At 64.9% G+C, this 19667-nt stretch carries 14 protein-coding genes; 9 read left to right on the top strand and 5 right to left on the bottom strand.

The features are described 5' to 3' along the window. Positions 1–7: 7 nt before the first annotated feature. The 5 genes from hydA to HB778_RS20515 are packed head-to-tail and all read left to right on the top strand — an operon-like array spanning position 8 to position 6787. The gene (gene hydA / locus HB778_RS20490; protein WP_183456458.1) at positions 8–1438 is read left to right on the top strand and encodes a dihydropyrimidinase; all 1431 of its coding nucleotides are present in this window, start codon (positions 8–10) and stop codon (positions 1436–1438) included. Continuing rightward, a complete protein-coding gene (locus HB778_RS20495) occupies positions 1423–2337 on the top strand; it encodes a nitrilase-related carbon-nitrogen hydrolase (RefSeq protein ID WP_183456460.1) in 915 nt (304 codons plus the stop codon). Before hydA ends, HB778_RS20495 begins: the two co-directional genes overlap by 16 nt. A gap of 12 nt (positions 2338–2349) precedes the next feature. After that, positions 2350–4845, top strand: a complete 2496-nt coding sequence (locus tag HB778_RS41540) for an FAD-dependent oxidoreductase (RefSeq protein ID WP_244661539.1) — start codon at positions 2350–2352, stop codon at positions 4843–4845. Next, entirely contained in the window at positions 4842–6125 is a 1284-nt protein-coding gene (locus HB778_RS20510) for a Zn-dependent hydrolase (protein WP_183456464.1), read from the top strand. Before HB778_RS41540 ends, HB778_RS20510 begins: the two co-directional genes overlap by 4 nt. Further along, entirely contained in the window at positions 6122–6787 is a 666-nt protein-coding gene (locus HB778_RS20515; protein ID WP_183456466.1) for a cysteine hydrolase family protein, read from the top strand. Before HB778_RS20510 ends, HB778_RS20515 begins: the two co-directional genes overlap by 4 nt. On the opposite strand, the gene HB778_RS20520 is transcribed toward HB778_RS20515, so the two are convergent. The 5 genes from HB778_RS20520 to HB778_RS20540 form a co-directional block, all read right to left on the bottom strand. Then, positions 6772–8259 carry an N-acyl-D-amino-acid deacylase family protein gene (locus tag HB778_RS20520; RefSeq protein ID WP_183456468.1) on the bottom strand — a complete coding sequence of 496 codons (1488 nt, stop codon included), beginning with the start codon at positions 8257–8259 and terminating at the stop codon, positions 6772–6774. The genes HB778_RS20515 and HB778_RS20520 overlap by 16 nt on opposite strands. Before the next feature lie 12 nt (positions 8260–8271). After that, a complete protein-coding gene (locus HB778_RS20525) occupies positions 8272–9813 on the bottom strand; it encodes a trimethylamine methyltransferase family protein (RefSeq protein WP_183456470.1) in 1542 nt (513 codons plus the stop codon). 22 nt (positions 9814–9835) lie between these two features. Beyond that, positions 9836–10858, bottom strand: coding sequence for a D-2-hydroxyacid dehydrogenase (locus HB778_RS20530; protein ID WP_244661540.1), 1023 nt, complete (start codon positions 10856–10858; stop codon positions 9836–9838). After that, positions 10815–11723 carry a dihydrodipicolinate synthase family protein gene (locus HB778_RS20535; protein WP_183456472.1) on the bottom strand — a complete coding sequence of 303 codons (909 nt, stop codon included), beginning with the start codon at positions 11721–11723 and terminating at the stop codon, positions 10815–10817. The genes HB778_RS20530 and HB778_RS20535 overlap by 44 nt, the downstream gene beginning before the upstream one ends. A 64-nt stretch (positions 11724–11787) precedes the next feature. Next, entirely contained in the window at positions 11788–13206 is a 1419-nt protein-coding gene (locus tag HB778_RS20540; protein WP_244661541.1) for an MmgE/PrpD family protein, read from the bottom strand. Between the two features lie 167 nt (positions 13207–13373). Between HB778_RS20540 and HB778_RS20545 the strand changes: the two genes are divergently transcribed. The 4 genes from HB778_RS20545 to HB778_RS20560 all read left to right on the top strand — a co-directional run bounded on the left by HB778_RS20545 (position 13374) and on the right by HB778_RS20560 (position 19663). Next, a complete protein-coding gene (locus HB778_RS20545) occupies positions 13374–14261 on the top strand; it encodes a LysR substrate-binding domain-containing protein (protein WP_095198109.1) in 888 nt (295 codons plus the stop codon). 194 nt (positions 14262–14455) lie between these two features. Then, positions 14456–16111, top strand: coding sequence for an ABC transporter substrate-binding protein (locus tag HB778_RS20550; protein WP_183456474.1), 1656 nt, complete (start codon positions 14456–14458; stop codon positions 16109–16111). Positions 16112–16223: 112 nt separating this feature from the next. Beyond that, positions 16224–18644: a GcvT family protein gene (locus tag HB778_RS20555; RefSeq protein ID WP_183456476.1), complete on the top strand. Its 2421-nt coding sequence runs from the start codon at positions 16224–16226 to the stop codon at positions 18642–18644. A gap of 116 nt (positions 18645–18760) precedes the next feature. After that, positions 18761–19663, top strand: coding sequence for an SMP-30/gluconolactonase/LRE family protein (locus tag HB778_RS20560; protein WP_183456478.1), 903 nt, complete (start codon positions 18761–18763; stop codon positions 19661–19663). Positions 19664–19667: the final 4 nt, after the last annotated feature.

Here is a 19667-nt window from a genome sequence, read left to right on the forward strand (position 1 = left end):
AAACCGAATGCATGAGCTGGTGATCAAAGGTGGACGGGTTGCGCTCGACGATGGTTGGGCCGAATGCGACATCGCCGTCGATGAGGGCCGGATTGCCGCCATCGGGACCGGCCTGACCGGTAAAGCCGTGATCGGCGCCGGCGGTCGCTGGGTCATGCCCGGCGGCATCGACGCCCATTGCCATCTCGACCAGCCGGTCTGGGGCGGGGCCGGTAATGCCGACGATTTCGAATCCGGCACCATTTCGGCGGCCTTCGGCGGCACGACATGCATCGTCCCGTTCGGCATGCCGGGTCCGGACATGACGACGATCGGCGCCATTGATCGAGCGCTCGATCGCGCCACAGGGCGCGCGGTGATCGACTACGGGCTGCACGCGGTGGTGACCATGGGCACCGGCTCCGATGTCGAGCAACAGCTTTCGCTGCTCGCCGGCCGCGGCATCGCCTCGGTCAAGCTATTCATGACCTATCAGGGTTTTGCCGTCGACGATGATCTCTTCTTGAAGGTGCTCGATACCGCCCGCACCCTTGGCTGGATCGTCATGGTCCATGCCGAGAACGACGCCGCGATCCGGCGCACCCGCCAGCGCCTGATCGATCTCGGCCGCACCGATATCCGCTACCATGTCGTTGCCCATAGCGAGACCATGGAGCGCGAGGCCACACATCGTGCGCTGGCCTTCGCCGAAATGACCGGCGCGCGCATGACCATCGTCCACGTCTCCTCCTTGCAGTCGGTCGAGGAGGTGGCGCGGGCGCGCGGGCGCGGCGTCGACGCAATAGCCGAGACCTGCCCGCAATATCTGTTCATCGGCGCTGCCGACCTTGATCGGCAGGCCATCGATGCGGCGCGTTTCGTGTTTTCGCCGCCGCCGCGTTCGCCGCGCAGCCATGAGCATTTGTGGCAGGCGCTGATCGATGGCGGCATCGATCTGTGGTCCTCAGACCATTCGCCCTATTTCTTCGCTGACAAGATCGCGCGATCGCAGACACCTGGCTTCACCACCACGCTGAGCGGCATTCCCGGCATCGAGACCCGTTTGCCGCTGCTGTTCTCGGAAGGGGTGCTCACCGGCCGGCTGACGCTCGAGCGCTATCTCGATCTCACCTCGCGCAATGCCGCCGCGATCTATGGTCTGGCCCACGCCAAGGGGCGGATAGCGGTCGGGCTCGATGCTGACCTGGCACTGTGGGATCCGACAGTGACCTGGACGCTCGGCCATGCCGCCTTGCATTCGCGTGTCGACTTCACACCCTACGAGGGCAGGCGCGTGACCGGCAAGCCGACCACCGTGCTGGTGCGCGGCGTGCCGGTGGTCGCAGACGGCAAGCTGCAGGTGCCGCCGGGGTTCGGACAATTCGTGGTGCGTACCGCCGGTGATCCGGCCCGCTCGGGAAAACCAGTCGAGGAGACGACGCCATGGCTCGATGCCTGACCATAGCGGTCGCCCAGACCGGACCCATCCAGCGCAGCGCCTCGCGTGCCGAAACAGTCGAGCGCCTCGTCCACTTGCTGGAGCAGTCCGCTGCCGCAGGTGCGGAAATTGTGGCGTTCCCCGAGATGGCGCTCACCACCTTCTTCCCACGCTGGCGTATCGACGATCAGGCGGAGATCGACGCCTTCTTCGAACAGTCGATGCCTGGCCCCGAAACGCAGCGGCTCTACGCCGCCGCCGCGCGCCTCAAGGTCGGCTTCGCGCTAGGTTATTGCGAGATCGCCAGGGAAGACGGCCGCACACGCCATTTCAACACTATGGACCTTGTCGGCCCGGACGGGCGCTTCATCGGGCGTTACCGCAAGATGCATGTGCCAGGGTCGAGCGAGCCGGAGGAAGGCACCACCACGCATCTCGAACGCCGTTATTTCGAGCCGGGCAATCTCGGCTTCCCGGTCTTCGATTATCGCGGTGTGCGCCTCGGCATGGCGATCTGCAATGACCGCCGCTGGCCGGAGACCTATCGCATGCTCTGCCTCAACGGCGCAGAGGTGGTGCTGCTTGGCTACAACACGCCGCTGCTGCTCGATGAGGCGCCAGCGCTGGCGCATCTCAGAATGTTCCACAACCATCTGCCGATGCAGGCCGGCGCCTACCAGAACACGCTGTGGGTGGCGGCCGCCGCCAAGGCCGGGCTCGAGGACGGCCAGGCGCTGATCGGCGGCTCCTGCATCATCGCGCCGACCGGCGAGATCGCCGCGCAGGCGATGTCGCTCGGCGACGAGGTCATCGTCCATCGCGCCGATCTCGACCTGATCGAGACCTGCCGGAAGGTGAATTTCAACTTCGCGCTCTATCGCCGCCCCGACCAGTACCGGCGCATTTCGGAACCGGTCTGAGATCGCAACGAGATGAGCGTCATCGAAGCCAATCGAATACAGGGCACAGTGGCGCCTCCGGCCGATCTCTTGTCGTTGAGCGAGATCGTCGAGAACGGGCTCTGCATCGGCTGCGGCCTCTGCCGTTCGATCGCCACACCCGATGCCATCGAAATGGTGATGACGCCGGAGGGGCGCGAGCGGCCGGTGGCGAGGCAGGCCTTGGACAGGCCGACGCTGATGCGGATCAACGCCGTCTGCCCGGGGACCCGGATCGCCGGTCCACCGCCGGCGCAGGCAAGCAATGCCACGTTGACCGACACCGTCTGGGGGCCTGCCGAACGGCTTGTGCTCGGCCGCGCGGGAGATCCCACGGTACGGTTTATCGGTTCAGGCGGCGGGGTGCTGACGGCGCTCGGCCAGTTCCTGCTGAGCTCCGGGCGCGTCAAATTCGTGCTGCATGTCGCGGCATCACAATCCCAGCCGATGCGCAGCGAACGACGGCTGAGCTTCGATGCCGCGTCGATGCTTGAGGGCGCCGGCTCGCGCTATGGCCCGGCGACGACCCTGGTGGATTTCGGCGAAATCCTCGATCGCGGCGAGCCCTTCGCGCTGATCGCCAAGCCTTGCGACATCACCGCCGTGCGCAACCTGGCGCGGCTCGATCCCCGCGTCGACCGGTATATGCGCTATGCCTTGGCCTTCGTCTGCGGCGGCGCCTCCGACCTGTCGAAATCGGAACAGGTGCTGCAGCGTTTCGGCCTCGCCGAGGACGAGCTGGCGCTGTTCCGCTATCGCGGTTACGGCAATCCCGGCCTCAACCGGATCGAAACCAGCGACGGCCGCGCCTTCGAACTCACCTATCGGCAGCTGTGGGAGGATGAGGACAAATGGATGATCCAGCCGCGCTGCAAGATCTGTCCCGACGCGATCGGCCAGGTGGCGGATATCGCGGTTCATGACGCCTGGTTGAACGGCGGGCCGGCGGTCGAGGACGAGGCGCTCAACGGCATCATCGTGCGAACAAAGCGCGGGCTGGAGCTATTCGACGCGGCTGTCGAAGCCGGCGTGCTGGAGATCAAGCGCGAGACCGGCTTTGCCGAAATCAGTGAGTTGCAGTCGCACCAGCTGCGCAAGCGGCGCGCCGTCTGGGCACGGCTGAAAGGCATGGCGATCGCCGGCAAGCCCGTGCCTTTTGTCACCGACCTTGCACTTGAAGATTGCGCTGTGCAGAATTCGCTGGCGGAGAATCTGGCCGAGGGTCGCGGCGCTCGCGACCGCGCTCACCGCGCCGCCTGGGTGAGCCGCCTGCCGTGCCGCGCAAAAGCAAGGTCGTGCAGTCATGTTGAAGGATGGGCTGATATGAGTGCCGCCGAGCAAACCGAAATCATCATCATTGGCGGCGGCATTGCCGGCGCCGGTGCCGCCTTCGAGATGTCCCGCACTTCCAAGGTGGTCGTGCTCGAGCGGGAAAGCCATTGCGGCTACCACACCACCGGTCGCTCCGCGGCGAGCTTTACCGAAAATTACGGCAACGGCATCATTCGTCGCATCGTGCTGGCGAGCCGGGCTTTCCTGACCGAGCCGCCTAGCGGCTTCTGCGATTACCCGCTGCTTAGCAAACGCGGCATGATCACCGTGGCACGCGCCGACCAGCTCGAACTCCTGCGGGAGGATCTGGAGGCCGCGCAGGCCTTGGTCCCCTCGATCGTCGCGATGACACCGGCCGAGGCGATTGCGCGCGTACCGGTGCTGCGCGCGGATTATCTCGCCGGCGCCTATATCGAACCGCATTCGATGGACATCGATGTGAACGGCCTGCATCAAGGCTATCTGCGCGGCGCCCGCGCGTGTGGCGCGCGCATCGTCACCAATGCCGGCGTCAAGGCCATCGGACGGCAAGGCGGTCAATGGCGGGCCGAAACCCCAGCAGGAACATTCCTTGCGCCAATGCTGGTCAATGCCGCCGGTGCCTGGGGCGATCAGATCGCCGTCATGGCTGGGGTCCGCCCAATCGGCCTGCAGCCGAAGCGCCGCACCGCTTTCAACATTCCAGCGCCCGCCGGTGTCGACATTTCAGACTGGCCTCTGGTCAACGATATCGGCGCCGAATTCTATTTCAAGCCGGATGCCGGGCAGCTGTTCGTCTCGCCCGCCGATGCAACGCCGTCCGCGCCGATGGATGCCTATGCCGAGGATATCGATGTCGCGATCGGTGCCGAGCGTCTCGAACGGGCGACTACGATCGAAGTGCAGCGGGTGTCGCGCTCATGGGCGGGCTTGCGGACCTTCGTCGCGGATGGGTCGCCGGTGGTCGGACCGGATGACGAGGTCCCGGATTTCATCTGGCTGGTCGGGCAGGGTGGCTACGGCATCAAAACCTCGCCGGCGCTGTCGCGCGTCTGCGCCAGCCTGATCGCGGGCAAGGGTTTTCCGGACGATGTCGCAAGGCAGGGCGTGTCGATGGACGATCTCACGCCGCACCGACTGCGCGGCGTCGAGCCTAAAGCCAGGCAGGTTGCTTCATGAGCGATGCCGCACTCACAGCCGGCGGCAGGCTGGCCGGGCATCTGCTGGAGAGGCTTGCGCACGCCACCACCGATACACCGGGGATCACGCGCGTCGCCTACGGGCCCGGCGAGCGCTTCGCCCACGATCTCATGCGCGACGAAGCGGAGAAGCTCGGCGCCACGGCGCGTTTCGATGTGGCCGGCAATCTCTATTTGACGCTGAAGGGCCGTAATCCGGATTTGCCGGCGATTGTCATCGGTTCGCATCTCGACAGCGTGCCGCATGGCGGCAATTTCGACGGCGCCGCGGGTGTCGTGGCCGGGCTGGCGGTGATGGCCGAACTGGTCGGGCAAGGCATTCAATTGCCGCGCGACCTGATCGTGCTGGCGACCCGCGCCGAAGAGGCTGTCTGGTTTCCGCTGTCCTATCCCGGCAGCCAGGCAGCACTTGGCCTGCTGGAGCCGGCGGCGCTCGAAGCGAAGCGGTCCGACAGCGGACGCACGCTTGCGGATCACATGCATGAGGAAGGCTTCGACCCTGATGCCGTGCGGCGCGGTGTGCCGGGCATCGATGCCGGCCGGATCGCGGCTTTCGTCGAAGTGCATATCGAGCAGGGACCGCGCCTTATCGCATCCGCTGCGCCGGTCGGTATCGTCACCGGTATCGCCGGCGGCTTCCGCTATGTCGATGCGAAATGCCTTGGCGCCTACGCGCATTCCGGTGCCGAGCCGCGCTTTGCCCGCCATGACAGCGTGCTCGGCTTTGCCGATCTGGTCGCCGGCCTTGAAGTGGAATGGGACGCGCTCGAGCGTGAAGGGCATGAGGCCACCATCACCTTCGGCCGGGTGGAATCCGATCCGAGCCAGCACGGCGGCAGCCGCGTCCTGGGCGAACTTCGCTTCACGCTCGATGTGCGCAGCGCCGAGGCCGCTGTCCTGGAACGGATCGAGGCTCGCCTTCATGCGCTTTTCGCCGAAGTCGGCGCCAAGCGCGGCGTCAGCTTTGAGGCCGGACCGCGCTTCACCTGGGAGCCGGCGACCATGTCGCCGGCGCTGATCGCGAGGCTGGACCGCGCTGCCGCCGAGCTGCAAATGCCCGCGCCGCATGTGCCGAGCGGGGCGGGGCATGATGCGGCCACCTTTGCCGGCTCCGACATTGCGACCGCCATGATCTTCGTGCGCAACGAGAACGGCAGTCACAACCCGGATGAAGCGATGGAGATCGCCGATCTCGATCAGGCGATCCGTCTGCTTCTTCGCTTCGTCACCGACTTCGACAATCCCCTGGGACAGCCATGAACCTTGCCGCGACCGCGTTGCTCGTCATCGACCTGCAGAACGAATACCGCCCCGGTGCCGCTTGGCCGGTCATGGGCTATGACGCGGTGCTCGCCAACACCGCCGCGTTGATCGAAGCCGCCCGGGCGGCGGGCGTGCCGGTCATCCATGCGCAGGCCTGGGTGAAACCGGAGGAACGCGACGGCTATGCGCGGCAGGAGGAAATCCTGACCGAGGAATTCCGCTCCGCCGTCGCGGGCAGCGAAGGTGCTGCGATCTGCACCGAGGTGGCGGCGCTGCCCGGCGACATCGTCATCCACAAGCACTGGCCGAGCGCCTTTCACCGCACCGACCTTTCAAAACGGCTTGCCGACCTCAAGGTCGAGAACCTGGTGGTGACCGGCGTGCTCACCGACAGCTGCGTGACCGAGAGCGTGTTCGACGCGGTCTATCAGGGGTTCAGGGTCTGGCTGGTCAAGGACGCCTGCGGCAGCATGAGCGAAGCCATGCACCGCACCGGCATGCTCGATATGGCCAACCGGCTCTACGGCGGCGGTATACTGCGCCTGCCCGAGGCGCTGAAGGCGCTCGCCGGCCAGCCCTTCGACGGCTGGCGCTGCACGCGGCCGGTGGAATTTGTCTACACGCTGGAAACCGTCGACCGGATTTACGAGGCTCTGTGATCGGCGCCGCAGCCGCATGCGCCTCTGACGACCTTTGAAGCCGAGGGCTTGAGAACAGCGCCCGGCAGCGCTCCGGTTGCCCTGCCGCCACGCCAGGCGGATACGCCGTTTACGAAGACATGCTCGATGCCAGTAGCAGGCCGGCGCGGTTCCTCGAAGGTGGCAGTGTCGATGATCGTGTCCGGATCGAAGATCACGAGGTCGGCGAAATTACCTTCGGCCAGCAGCCCGCGTTGCGCGATGCCGAATTCCCGTGCGGGCAGGCCGGTCATGCGGAACACGGCCTCCTCCAGGCTGAACAGGCCGACATCCCTGGCATAATGGCCGAGCACACGCGGAAACGTGCCCCATAGACGCGGGTGCGGATGGATGTCATGCGGCAGGCCATCCGAGCCGATCATGGTGCGCGGATGGGCGATGATGTTGCGCACGTCCGTTTCGTCGAGCTGGAAATAGACAGCACCTGCCGGCAGCAGGCGCTCGCCGGCCTCGCGCTCGCTGCAGTTCCATTCGCGCGCGATGTCGGCGATCTCGCGCCTTGCCATCTCCGGATGCGGATCGGACCATGTCACGAGGATTTTCAGGCCCGTGTCGCAGCGCTCCAGCCGCAGCACCGTCGAACTCGCGGCATAGGGATAGACATCCATGCCGATGTCCATCGTTTCGCGCGCCCGGTCGATCCTTTCCAGTGACGGACGGCTCTTGCCGAAATTGGCGCGGCCGGTGCACTGGTGATGCGATATGAACAGCTTACCGCCGGCATGATCTGCAATGTCGATCGCTTCCTCGATCGCCTCGTCCATCGTCTCGAAATAGTTGCGTGTGTGGGTGACATAGGGTCCGCCAAGACCTGCCGCTGTCGCGGCCAGCGCCTTGACCTCTTCGGTCGAGGACTTCACGGCCGGTGGATAGTCGAGCCCGGTGCTGAGGCCGAAGGCGCCTTCAGCCATCGCCTCGGCGACCGCCTCCTGCATCGCTGCCGTTTCTACTTCGTTGGCCGGTCTGTCGGTCACCGCCATGCAGCGCTGGCGCAAGGTGGTGTGGCCGACCAACAAGGCCGCGTTGGTGGCGATGCCGCGCCGCTTGAGCTCGACGACATAGTCGGCAAAACGGTCGAAGCGGAAATTCTCGCGGCCGCCGACCAGCGTGAAGGGCGGCGGCGGTGTCTTGTTGAGAAGCAGCGGCGCCAGGCTGACGCCGCAATTGCCGGCGATCACCGTCGTCACGCCCTGGCTGATCTTCGGATCCATTCCGCGCGGCGCCAGCAGTGCGCCATCGTCATGGGTGTGCACGTCGATGAAGCCGGGTGCGACCGCCTTGCCTCTGGCATCGATCTCCTCGATGCCAGTCGCGTCGTCCAGCCGACCGATGGCGGCGATCCTGTCGCCGGAGACGGCGATGTCGGCCTCGAAAGGTTTCGAGCCGTCGCCGGCGACCAGCGTCGCGTGACGGATGACGAGATCGTATGTCATCAGGCGGATTTCCTAACCTTCCGGGTTGGCGAGGATCTCCTCGCGGCGGCGCGCGATATAGGCGTCGAGCTCTTCGCGGATCGCTGGGTCGATCACCGGTTCTTCGTAGTCGTGCAGCGCCTGCTGCCAGAGCTCCGTCGCCCGCTCCAGCGCATCCTTGCCGCCGGCTTCCTCCCAGGCGCCATGGTTCTGCCAGTTGGAGAGCATCGGCTGGTAGAACGCGGTGGTGTAGCGCGACATGGTGTGCTCGGCGCCGAAGAAATGGCCGCCGGCCGGTACCGACTTGATGGCCTCGAAGCCGAGATCGTCTTCCTGGAACGGCAGCGGCCGCAGGAACTCCATCATGTTCTGCAGGATCTCGACGTCGAGCACGAGCTTTTCGTAGGACGCGGTCAGACCGCCCTCAAGCCAGCCGGCAGCGTGGTAGATCAGATTGGCGCCGCCGAGCACTGCGCCCCAGGTCGCCATTTCCGTCTCGTAGGCTGCCTGCAGGTCGACGACGTTGGAGGCGTTGGCATTGGAAGTGCGGTAGGGCAGATGATAACGCCGCGCCAATTGCCCGGCGATGATGTTGGCCTTGGCATTCTCCGGCGTGCCGAAGGCCGGAGCGCCCGACTTCATGTCGACATTGGAGGTGAAGGCGCCATACATCACCGGCGTGCCGGGGTTGACGAGCTGGGTCAGCACCACGCCGAACAGCGCCTCCGCGTTCTGCTGGCAAAGGGCGGCGGCCAGCGTCACCGGCGTCATCGCGCCCATCAGGGTGAAGGGCGTGACGGTCACCGGCTGGCCATGTTCGGCCATCGCGATCAGGCCCTCGGCCATGGCGTCGTCGAACAGGCGCGGCGAGTTGATCGAGATGATCGTGGTCACGCCGGGCGAGGCGCGCATCTCCTCGACGGAGATGCCGCGCGCGATCGCCATCATATTGATGCCGTCCATGGCCCGGGCGCGGCCGATGGCGGTGCAATGGAAGGAGAGATCGCTTAGCGTCAGATTGGCGTGGTAAGTGTCGAGATGGCGCGCATTGGCCGGCAGCTCCATCGGCGCCACCACCTGGTTGCCGATGATGTGGATGGCGTTGAAGTGGTGCGCCAGCTTGATGAAGTTCTGGTAGTCGGCGAGATTGCCCTGGCGGCGGCCGTTGATGCGGTCGTGCACATTGGGCGGACCCGCGACCAGGCCGAAGACCAGCGAATTGCCGCCGAGATGGACTTGTTTTTCCGGATTGCGGCTGGTCAGCGTGAAGGAGGATGGCACCGCCCGCAGCGCTTCGTTCACCAGGCTCTCGTCGATGCGGATGGTCTTCTCTTCGCGGTCGACAATGGCGCCGGCGGAAGCGAACAGGTCCATCACCCGCTCGCTCATGACGCGGATGCCGAGTTCGGACAGGATGCGCATCGAGGTGTCGTGCAGTTGCTGCATCCGCTCTTCGTCGAGAAGCTGCATGGGCGGATAGGGATTCTTGACGCTCTGCCACGGCAACTGCGCGATGCCGCCACCACTGCGTTCCAGCCTCGACCTGCGGCCGCCGCCGCGTCTGTCCTGTGACATCGGATTTATTCCTTCCCGGCCTTCAATAGCCGCGGTCCGGACTGACCACATTCTCCAACGGCTCGCCGCGGCGGTAGCGCGCCAGATTGTTGGTGAACATGCGCACCGACTTGATGTCCCAGCCGTCATAGACCGCCGCGCAATGCGGCGTGATGGCGACGTTGTCGTAACTCCAAAGCGGGTGCTCGGCGGGCAGCGGCTCGGTCGCAAAGACATCCAGCGCCGCGCCCTTGATCTGTTTGGCATCGAGCGCGGCCAGAAGTGCTGCTTCCTCGACGACGCCGCCGCGCGAAATGTCGATGAGCACGGCCGAAGGCTTCATCGCGGCAAAGGCCGCTTTGCCGAGCAGGCCGTGCGTGGTCGGCAGCAAAGGCACGCAGCAGACGATGAAATCGGCGTGGCCGATGAGGGAGAGCAGCGCGTCAACACCATGAACCTCGTCCAGGCACGGCGTTGGCTTGGGGCGCGCGCGGATACCCAGCGTGCGCATACCCATCGCCTGCGCCCGTCTGGCGACGGCCTCGCCGGTCTTGCCAAGGCCGATGATCAACACGGTCTTGCCCTCGATCGGTTCGACGCGGCCGCCGCCCCACTGCCGCGCCTGCTGGCGGCGTTCGAAGCCGCGCAAGTCGAGCGAAAAGGATAGCATGGCGCCGAGCGCATATTCCGCCAGCATGCCGGCGGCGACGCCTGCGGAATTGGTCACCGTAACGCGCGTCGGATCCCAGCGTCCCAGATGATCCGTGCCGGAGCCGCCGATGGACACCCATTTCACGGTCGGGCTTTCGACGAGGGCCTGGCGCGGATAGCGCGGCGTGCCATCGAAGCGGATGGAATAGACCACTTCCGCCACCACGCGCTCGATCAGCTCGGGAAGCGCAGCGTAGCTATCGCAGGGGTGGACCGGGAGGCCCGGATGCGTCTCCGCGAGCACGGCCAACGCGCCAGCCGGCTTGTCGGTGTGCAGAATGACGGTTGGGCGGGCCGACATGGCGCGGGCCTCAGCCGTGGCCGACATGATCGGCGGCACTGCCCAGCGCGGCAAGCAGCGCTTGCCCGTTCTCCAGCGTCGCATTTTCGTGCGGCGCACGCAGGTTCAGCCAGCGCCGGTCGCCGGAGCGCACCGCCAGCACGGCCTTCATTGCCGGGATCAGGCCGGCATCCTGGATGATCTTGCGGAACGCCTTGATCGCCGCATCCGCTTCGGTAACGTCCTCTCCGGCCACCGTACGATCGTAAAGCGAGCGGATGGCCGCGGCGTTGAGGTTGACGGTGGCCGAAATGCAGCCTGCCGCGCCGTTGGCCAGGCCCTTGGTCAGTTGCGCTTCAGAGCTGGGGAACACCGCAACCTTGGGCGCCGCGGCAATCACCGCCGCCGTGTTGTTCCAGTCGCCGGCGCTATCCTTGTAGGCAACGACGGTGTCGGGAAACGCCGCGCTCAGCCGGGCGGTCAAGGCCGGGCTCACCGGCACGCCGGAATTCTGCGGAATATGATAGAGGATCATCTTCATTGCCGGGTTCGCGACCCGCTCGATCAGTTCGCTGTAGTAGCGTGCCTGCCCGTCATCGCCGGCGGCGGTGTAGAAGAACGACGGCAGCACCATCACGCCGGCGCAGCCGAGCCCGACCGCGTGCGCCGACAGTTCGACGGTTTCCGGAAGCGCGGTGACGCCGGTGCCGGGCATCAGCCAGCCTGGTGAAATGCCGGCTTCGATCAGCCACTCCAGCGCCTGCACGCGCTCACCGAGCGAGAGCGACAGCGCCTCGCCGGTGGTGCCGAACGGGGACAGGAAATGCGCGCCTTGGTCCAGCACCCATTTGGCATGGGACACAAAGAGATCGCGAGCGATGCCGCCATCGTCCGCGAACGGCGTCAGGATCGGTGCGATGGTTCCTTGCGGGCGGGTCATGCGTGTCCTCTGTGCGTGATGTGGTTCGGTGCCGTGTGTGACCGTCGTTACTGCCGTCCGGCCGCTACCACGCTGGCCGTTGCAGCATCCTGGTGATCACCGGAGGATCGTAGAGCAATGCCGAGAGGTCGCTGAAAAGGCTGTCGCGGTCGCTGAGCGACAGCACCGCATCGCGGATCGCCTCGGCGCGACCTTGTCCGAGCACCGGCGCGGCGAATTCCATGTACTTGGCCTCGATTTCAGCTTGCGTGAGCGGCGCCTCCGGTCCGCCGCGCGCATGGACGTCGCCCGAAGCGAGGATCCGCCCATCTGATGTCGTGATCGCCACGTCGGCCCAGCGGCCTGCCGGAAAGCGGGCACTGTGGCGCTTCGATTCCACGACCGTGATGCGGCTCAGCATGTCCGCCACGGCAGCATCCTCCAGCCCGCCGCCGGAAATGTGCTCCAGTCCGATGCGGCCATGGACGATAAAGGTCGCGACGGCGAAGCGCAGGCTGTACTGCGCCTTCGAGGTCGTGTCCGGCATGCCGTCGAACAGCGTTGCGGCGTAGTGGAAGCTGTTCACCTCAACGTGGCTGATATCGGCGGGCGCGAGATGATGCGCATGGCAGAGCGCGCGCGTCGCGTCGATCGCCGCATGCGCCCAGCGGCAGATCGGGTATGGCTTCACATACTGGTGCAGCACCTGCCAGAAGGCGCCGAGATCCTGCCAATGTGGCGCGACCTCGGGCTGCTCGACCGTGATCGCCGGCGCGCCGGTAAAGCCGCGTTCGGCGAGCACGGCCGCGGACAGGCCGATCAGTGTGCCGATGCCCGAGCCGTCATGCAGCATCGTCGGGTTCGCGATCTCGCGCATCATCTGGCTGCGTGGGCCGTGATATTCGGCAATGCCAAGCGCCTGGCGCAGCTGATCGTCGCGAAGCCGTCGCAACCTTGCCGCCACCGCAACCACGCCCAGCGCATTCCAGGCGCCCGATGTATGGTAGTCCGACACGGTCGCGTGCAGTGCGATGCCCGCCCGGCCGGCAATTTCGTAGCCGACGACCAGGGCCGCCAGTGCTTCCGGCCCGCCAAGGTCAGGGCGTGCCTCGGCAAGCGCTGCCAGCGCCGGCACGACGGCGACGCCGATATGACCCTTGGTCGGGCTGTATCCGTCATGGCCGTCGAGATTGTCGATCTGTGTCGCGGCCGCATAAGCGGCTCCAGCGATGCTGGCACGGCGGCCATCGAAAAGCATGCGTGCCGAATGCCGCGGGTCGGTCGAGCCGTAGAGAAGCGTGGCGGCGTCGCGGGCAATCCGGCCCGCTTCCATCGGACCGGCGGCAATGGCAATTCCGATGGTGTCCAGCAGGAGGTAGCGGGCTTGCTCGAGGACAGAGGCGGGGAATGCGGCCGCCGGCCGCCGCAACACGAAATCGGCCAGGCGAACGGCAACGCTGGTACTCGCGTCAGGCCCTTCACGCCGATGCGACGGCACAGCCACTAGCATCACTCCCCTTTGCGTCACGACATCATTAATTTGGGTTCATCGTGCTTTCACGCAATTAGTTCGGCGGCATTGGCCAAAAAAATTCACGTCTTGCGATTGGTCACGATTGAACGCCAGCCGGTCCGTGCGATAGCTATCCCTGCGTCTTGCAGGAGAGAGCGATGAAGCCGCCACCCCCGTTGAACTATATCAGGTCCTTTGAGAGTTCGGCCCGGCATCTCTCCTTCACCGCCGCCGCCAACGAACTCGGATACACGCAGGCGGCGGTCAGCACGCATGTCCGCGCGCTCGAACATTACATCGGGCGGCAATTGTTCATCCGCTATCCGCGCAGCCTCAAGCTGACCGAAATGGGCGAGGCCTTCCTGCCGACCTTGCGCCAGGCCCTCGATCAGATCGACCAGGCGACGGAGGCGATCGTGACGTCTTCGCGCAACCGCACCGTGGTCGTCTCCTGCCCGATGAGCCTGGCGGAGAACTGGCTGGCCGGCTGCATGGCGGCGTTTCGCAAGAAACATCCCGAGATCGAGATCGTGCTGCACGGCACGATCTGGGAGGACATCAGCGAACAGATCGCCGACATCACGATTTCGACGCGGCGTTTCGACGACCGCCCGCCCGCGGGCATCCCGCTTTGGAACGACGAGCTGTTGTTGCTCTGCGCTCCGGCACTGCTGGATGGCGAACACGCGCTGAAGACGCCGCGCGATATTCTCAAGGTGGATTGGATCTTCGTGCATGGCCGTCAGGAATACTGGCAGGTCGTCACGACGGCGCTTGGCCTCGACATGGACGAGCACGACAAGGGGCTGTCGACGAACGCTTCCAACATCGCGCTCGAACTCGCTGCCATGGGGGCCGGACTGGTCGCCACCCAGCGGTCGCTTGCCCACGCCTATCTGCGTCGCGGGCTGCTCGTCGAACCCTTTCCGGTTCGGCCGCCAAGCCCCTGGAATTACTACCTCACCGAGAGCCAGCTCTCGAAAGGCAACATCGCTCGCATCGTGCGGGAATGGATCCTGTCACGCGCGCGGGAAGACGGCGCTTGACAGTGATCCGCAAGCGGGTGGCAAGCTCGCGCTCAAAAATTGACACGCCAATGGCATCGTTTTTTTAGGTCTTGAGGGCCGGTTTTTGGCGGTTCTTCAGGGCCTGAGCCCTTCCGGGATTTTTGCATCGCCCCTAACATGGATATCGCAAGGGGGAATGTAACGGGCGGAAAGCCCTGAACCGGAGAACAACGATGACAATGTTCAAGAGCAACGGTGATCGCGTCCCGGCGGTCATCGAAAGCTACGCAGCCGAAGTCAAAAGCGGCAGGATGGATCGCCGCGAATTCCTGGCCATGGCAAGCGCGATGGGCGCTTCCACGGCATTCGCCTATTCGATGGCCGGCATCGAACCGGCCAAGGCCGCGGCGATCGTGCCCGGCAAGAAGGGCGGCATCCTCAAGATGCAGATGATCATCAAGGACATGAAGGATCCGCGCTCCTGGGATTGGTCCGAGATCGCCAACGTCATGCGCCAGTGCAACGACTACATGATCCGCTACACCACCGACTTCACCTTCGAGGGCCATCTCATCGAGAGCTGGGAAGTCAGCGACGACGCCACCGAGTACACGCTGCATCTGCGCAAGGGCGTGAAGTGGTCGAACGGCGACGACTTCAACGCCGACGACATCGTCCATAACATCGAGCGCTGGTGCGACAAGGCGGCCGAAGGCAATTCGATGGCCGGGCGCATGAGCTCCCTGATCGATCCCGCCACCAAGAAAGCCGCAGCCGGCGCCATCACCAAGGTCGACGACCACACGGTGAAGCTGAAATGCCATCAGTCCGACGTCACCATCATTCCGGGCTTTTCCGATTATCCGGCGGTCATCGTCCATCGCGACTTCGACAAGAACGGCGCCGACATGCTCAAGACGCCCGGCACCGGTCCCTATGAGCTGATCTCGTACAAGGTCGGCGAGTCGGCCTCGGTGCGGCGGCGCAAGGACTTCACCTGGTTCGGTGGCGAGCCCTATCTCGATGGCGTCGACTGGACCGACTACGGATCGGACGCCTCCAACCCCGCCATCGGCAGCGCCTTCGAGGCCGGTGAGATCGACTGCAACTATCAGACCGTGGGCGGCACGGTCGATCTCTATGACGGCATGGGCCTGGTCAAGGAGCAGGTGGTCACCGCCGGCACCATCGTGCTGCGCACCAACGTGACCAACAAGCCGTATGACGACAAACGCGTGCGCAACGCCATCCAGCTCGCGGTCGACAACGAGACGGTGCTGAAGCTCGGCTACAGCGGCCTTGGACAGGTCGCGGAAAACCACCATGTCTGCCCGATCCATCCGGAATATTATGCGCTGCCGAAAGTGCCGCGCGATCTCGCCAAGGCCAAGGCGCTGATGGCCGAGGCCGGCCAGACGGATCACGAGTTCGAGCTGATCTCCTACGATGCGGACTATGTGAAGGACCCGGCCGACGTCGTCGCCGCGCAGATGCGCGAGGCCGGTTTCAAGGTCAAGCGCACCATCATTCCGGGCTCGTCGTTCTGGAACGACTGGACGAAGTATCCGTGGTCGACCACCGACTGGGGCATGCGGCCGCTCGGCGTCCAGGTGCTGGCGATCGCCTATCGCAGCGGTGAGGCCTGGAACGAGTCAGGCTACGCCAATCCGGAATTCGACAAGAAGCTCAACGCGGCGCTCGCCGTAGCCGACGTCGACAAGCGCAAGGAACTGATGAAGGACGTCGAGCTCATGCTGCAGGACTCCGGTATCCTCGTCCAGGCGTTCTGGCGTTCGCTCTACCGGCACCACGGGACCTATGTGAGGAACCTCGGCATGCATCAGACATTCGAACTGCAGCTCGATAAGGTCTGGCTAGACAAGGCATAAGCCGGGCCGGTCATTGCAAATATCTCAGGGGCGCATGTTGCGCCCCTGACCTCGCCGGGCGACTGCGATTGAATCAAACGCGGGATAAAGTCGCCGAACAAAGGGAAGAAACATGCGTACCCATGCACAAGCCGTTGTCATCGGCGGCGGTCTGATCGGCTGCTCGATCCTCTATCACCTTGCCAAGTTCGGCTGGACGGATGTCGTGCTGCTGGAGCGCAGCGAACTGACCTCCGGTTCCACCTGGCATGCGGCGGCCAACATCCACGGCTTGCATGATTCCACCAACATCAGCCGCCTGCAGCACTACACCATGGCGCTCTACAAGGAGCTGGAGGCCGAGACCGGCCAGGGCTGCGGCATCTTTCAGCCGGGCTCGCTCTATCTCGCCCAGACCGAGGCGCGCGAGCATCAGCTGCGGCTCCAGGAAGCCAAGGCGCGGCGCTACAAGATGAATTTCTACGAAGTCGCCCGTGACGAGGCGGAGCGGCTGCACCCGCTGGTCGACTTCGACGGCATACGCTGCATCATGTATGAGCCGGAAGGCGGCAATGTCGATCCGTCCGGCGTCACCGCTGCCTACGCCGCCGGCGCGCGCCAGCGCGGCGCCGAGATCCATCGCTTCACGCCGGTCACCGCCACCGAGGCGCAACCCGACGGCAGCTGGATCGTGCGCACGCCGAAGGGCGACATCCACACGCAATGGGTGGTCAACGCCGCCGGCCTGTGGGGCAGGGAGGTCGCCGCGATGGCTGGCCTGCAACTGCCGCTGATCCCGACCGAGCACCAGTATTTCGTTACCGAGACCATTCCGGAAATCGCCGCCATGGGCCGCCGCTTGCCCTCGGTCGCCGATCGCGACGGCGAGTATTATCTGCGCCAGGAGGGCCTCGGCCTGCTCGTCGGCGCCTATGAGCGCAAGATGAAGTTCTGGGCCGAGGACGGCACGCCGCTGGATTTCGGCCACGAACTGTTTCCCGACGATCTCGACCGTATCGAGGAGAACATGCTGCGCGCGATCGCGCGCGTCCCGGCCGTCGGCAACGCCGGCGTCAAGAAGGTGATCAACGGACCGATGATCTGGTCGCCGGACAGCGCGGTGCTGTTCGGACCGGTGCCCGAACTCAGCAATTATTTCTGCTGCAACGGCATCATTCCCGGTTTCTCGCAGTCGGGCGGCATGGGCAAGCTGGCGGCCGAGTGGATGATCGAGGGCGAGCCTTCGCTCGACATGTTCGCCTGGGACATGGCGCGCTTCGGCCACTGGGCCGGCAAGGCCTTCACCAAGGCCCGCGTCCAGGACCAGTACAGCCATCGCTTCAAGATCCATTTCCCCAACGAGGAACGCGCCGCCGGGCGACCGGTGCGGACCCGGCCCGCCTACGACAGGCAAAAGGCCATGAACGCCGTCTTCGGCCTCAATTTCGGCTGGGAGCACCCGCTGTGGTTCGCCGCCGAGGGCGAGCCGCGCGAGGAGACGATCGGCTTCACGCGTCAGAACTGGTGGGAACCGGTGGGCCGCGAGGCACGCATGCTGCGCGAACGCGCCGGCATCATCGACATCTCCAATTTCGCAAAATACGAAGTCAAGGGTCCCGGCTCCGAGGCCTGGCTCAACGCGTTGTTCGCCAACCGCATGCCGACAAGGATCGGCCGTTCCTGCCTTACGCCGCTGATCGGCAAGCGCGGCGGCATTGCCGGCGACTTCACCGTGACCAGGCTCGCCGACGATGAATTCATGGTCATCGGCTCCGGCATGGCCGAGCGCTTCCACCAGAGGTTCTTCAAGGCCGTCCCGTTGCCCGAGGGCACGACCTTCCGCTCGCGCACTGAGGACATCTGCGGCTTCAACGTGGCCGGACCGAGTTCGCGCGACCTGCTGCAGCGCCTGACCAATGCGGATCTGTCGAACCAGGCATTCCCCTTCATGCAGTCGCGCCGGATCACCGTCGCTGGCATCGATGTGGTGGCGCTCAGAGTGTCCTTCACCGGCGACCTTGGCTGGGAACTGCATTGCAGGGCCGCCGACCAGGTCGAGCTCTACGACGCGCTGCTCAAGGCCGGCAACGAAGTCGGCGCCGGACCGGTCGGGTCGCGCGCGCTGATGTCGCTGCGCGTCGAAAAGGGCTATGGCAGTTGGAGTCGCGAATACTCGCCCGAATATTGGCCGCAGGAGGTCAAGTTCGACAACCTTGTCAAAATGGACAAGGGCGCGTTCCTCAACCGCGACGCCTATGCCGCCATCGCCGAAAAGCCGGCACGCGACGAACTCATCATGCTGTCGATCGACGCCAGGGATGCCGACGCCACCGGCGGCGAGCCGATCTTCCTCGCCGATGGCACGCCGATCGGCCAGGTCTCTTCAGGCGCCTACGGTTATTTCGTCGAGCAGTCGCTGGCGCTCGGCTATGTCAAGGCCGGCTCCGCCAGGGCCGGCGACAAGGTCTCGGTCGCCATATTGGGAAGGCCGCATGAGGCGATCCTGCTGCCGCATCCGCCATTCGACCCCGAGGGCAAGCGGCTGCGCTCGTAGAGGCTGAGCCAATCCGTCCATCCGGCGAACCAATTGACGAAAACCGTAGCCGGCCGGGGACGCCGGCGAAGCTGAACGAGAAAGATTTCGACCGCCTGAAAACAAAGGGGAATCGCATGATCAAACGGCATCTGCTGGGCACCATGTTTGCCCTGGCCCTCGCTTCCTCCGCGCATGCGGGAGACGTCAAGGTCATCAATGAAGACGCGTGGTTCGCCGAAGGTCCGATCTGGTATCAGGACAAGCTCTTCTACGTCGAATATGGCCGCGGCACGGTGACCGTCTGGGACGGCAAGAAGAACGGAATCTTCTGGAAGATGGACGGTTGTGGCCCTTCAGCGGTGTTGCCGACGACCACCGGCGAGTTTCTTGTCACCTGCTACGACAGCAACTCGATCGGCCGCATCTCCGCCGACGGCAAGACGCTGCCGGCCTATGACAAGGACACGGACGGCAATCCGTTCAGCGGACCGAATGACTTCGCGCCCGACAAGGATGGCGGCATCTATTTCACCGGGTCCGGCAAGGGCGGACCGCTGATCGACGCCTCGGCCTATTACATCGGCAAGGACGGCAGCGTGAAGAAGGTTGCCGGCGACTTGCACAATGCCAATGGCCTCGTCATGTCGAACGACGGAAAAATCCTGTACCTGGTCGAGACCGAGGACAACAGGATCATCGAGTTCGACGTCCAGCCCGACCACAGCCTGAGCAACCGCCGCGTCTTCCTGCGCCTCGACGACCTGTTCCCGAACCAGCCGCATATCTGGCCTGACGGCATCAAGATGGACAAGGCCGGCGAGATGTATATCGGCCAGAGCCCGCGCTCACTCGATGCGCCAGGCAAGATCATCGTCGTCGACAAGGATGCGAAGCTGCTGCGCACGCTCTCGGTGCCGTCGCCATCCATGCCGAACTTCGCCTTCGGACCGGGCGAAAAGGTGCTCTACGTGATGGCGCTCGACCAGATCGATGCGGCACCCTGGCACGGCAAGGTCTACGAGGTTCCGAACAAATAGGGCG

The sequence above is a fragment of the Mesorhizobium huakuii genome (assembly GCF_014189455.1).
Classification (GTDB): Bacteria; Pseudomonadota; Alphaproteobacteria; order Rhizobiales; family Rhizobiaceae; genus Mesorhizobium; species Mesorhizobium huakuii_A.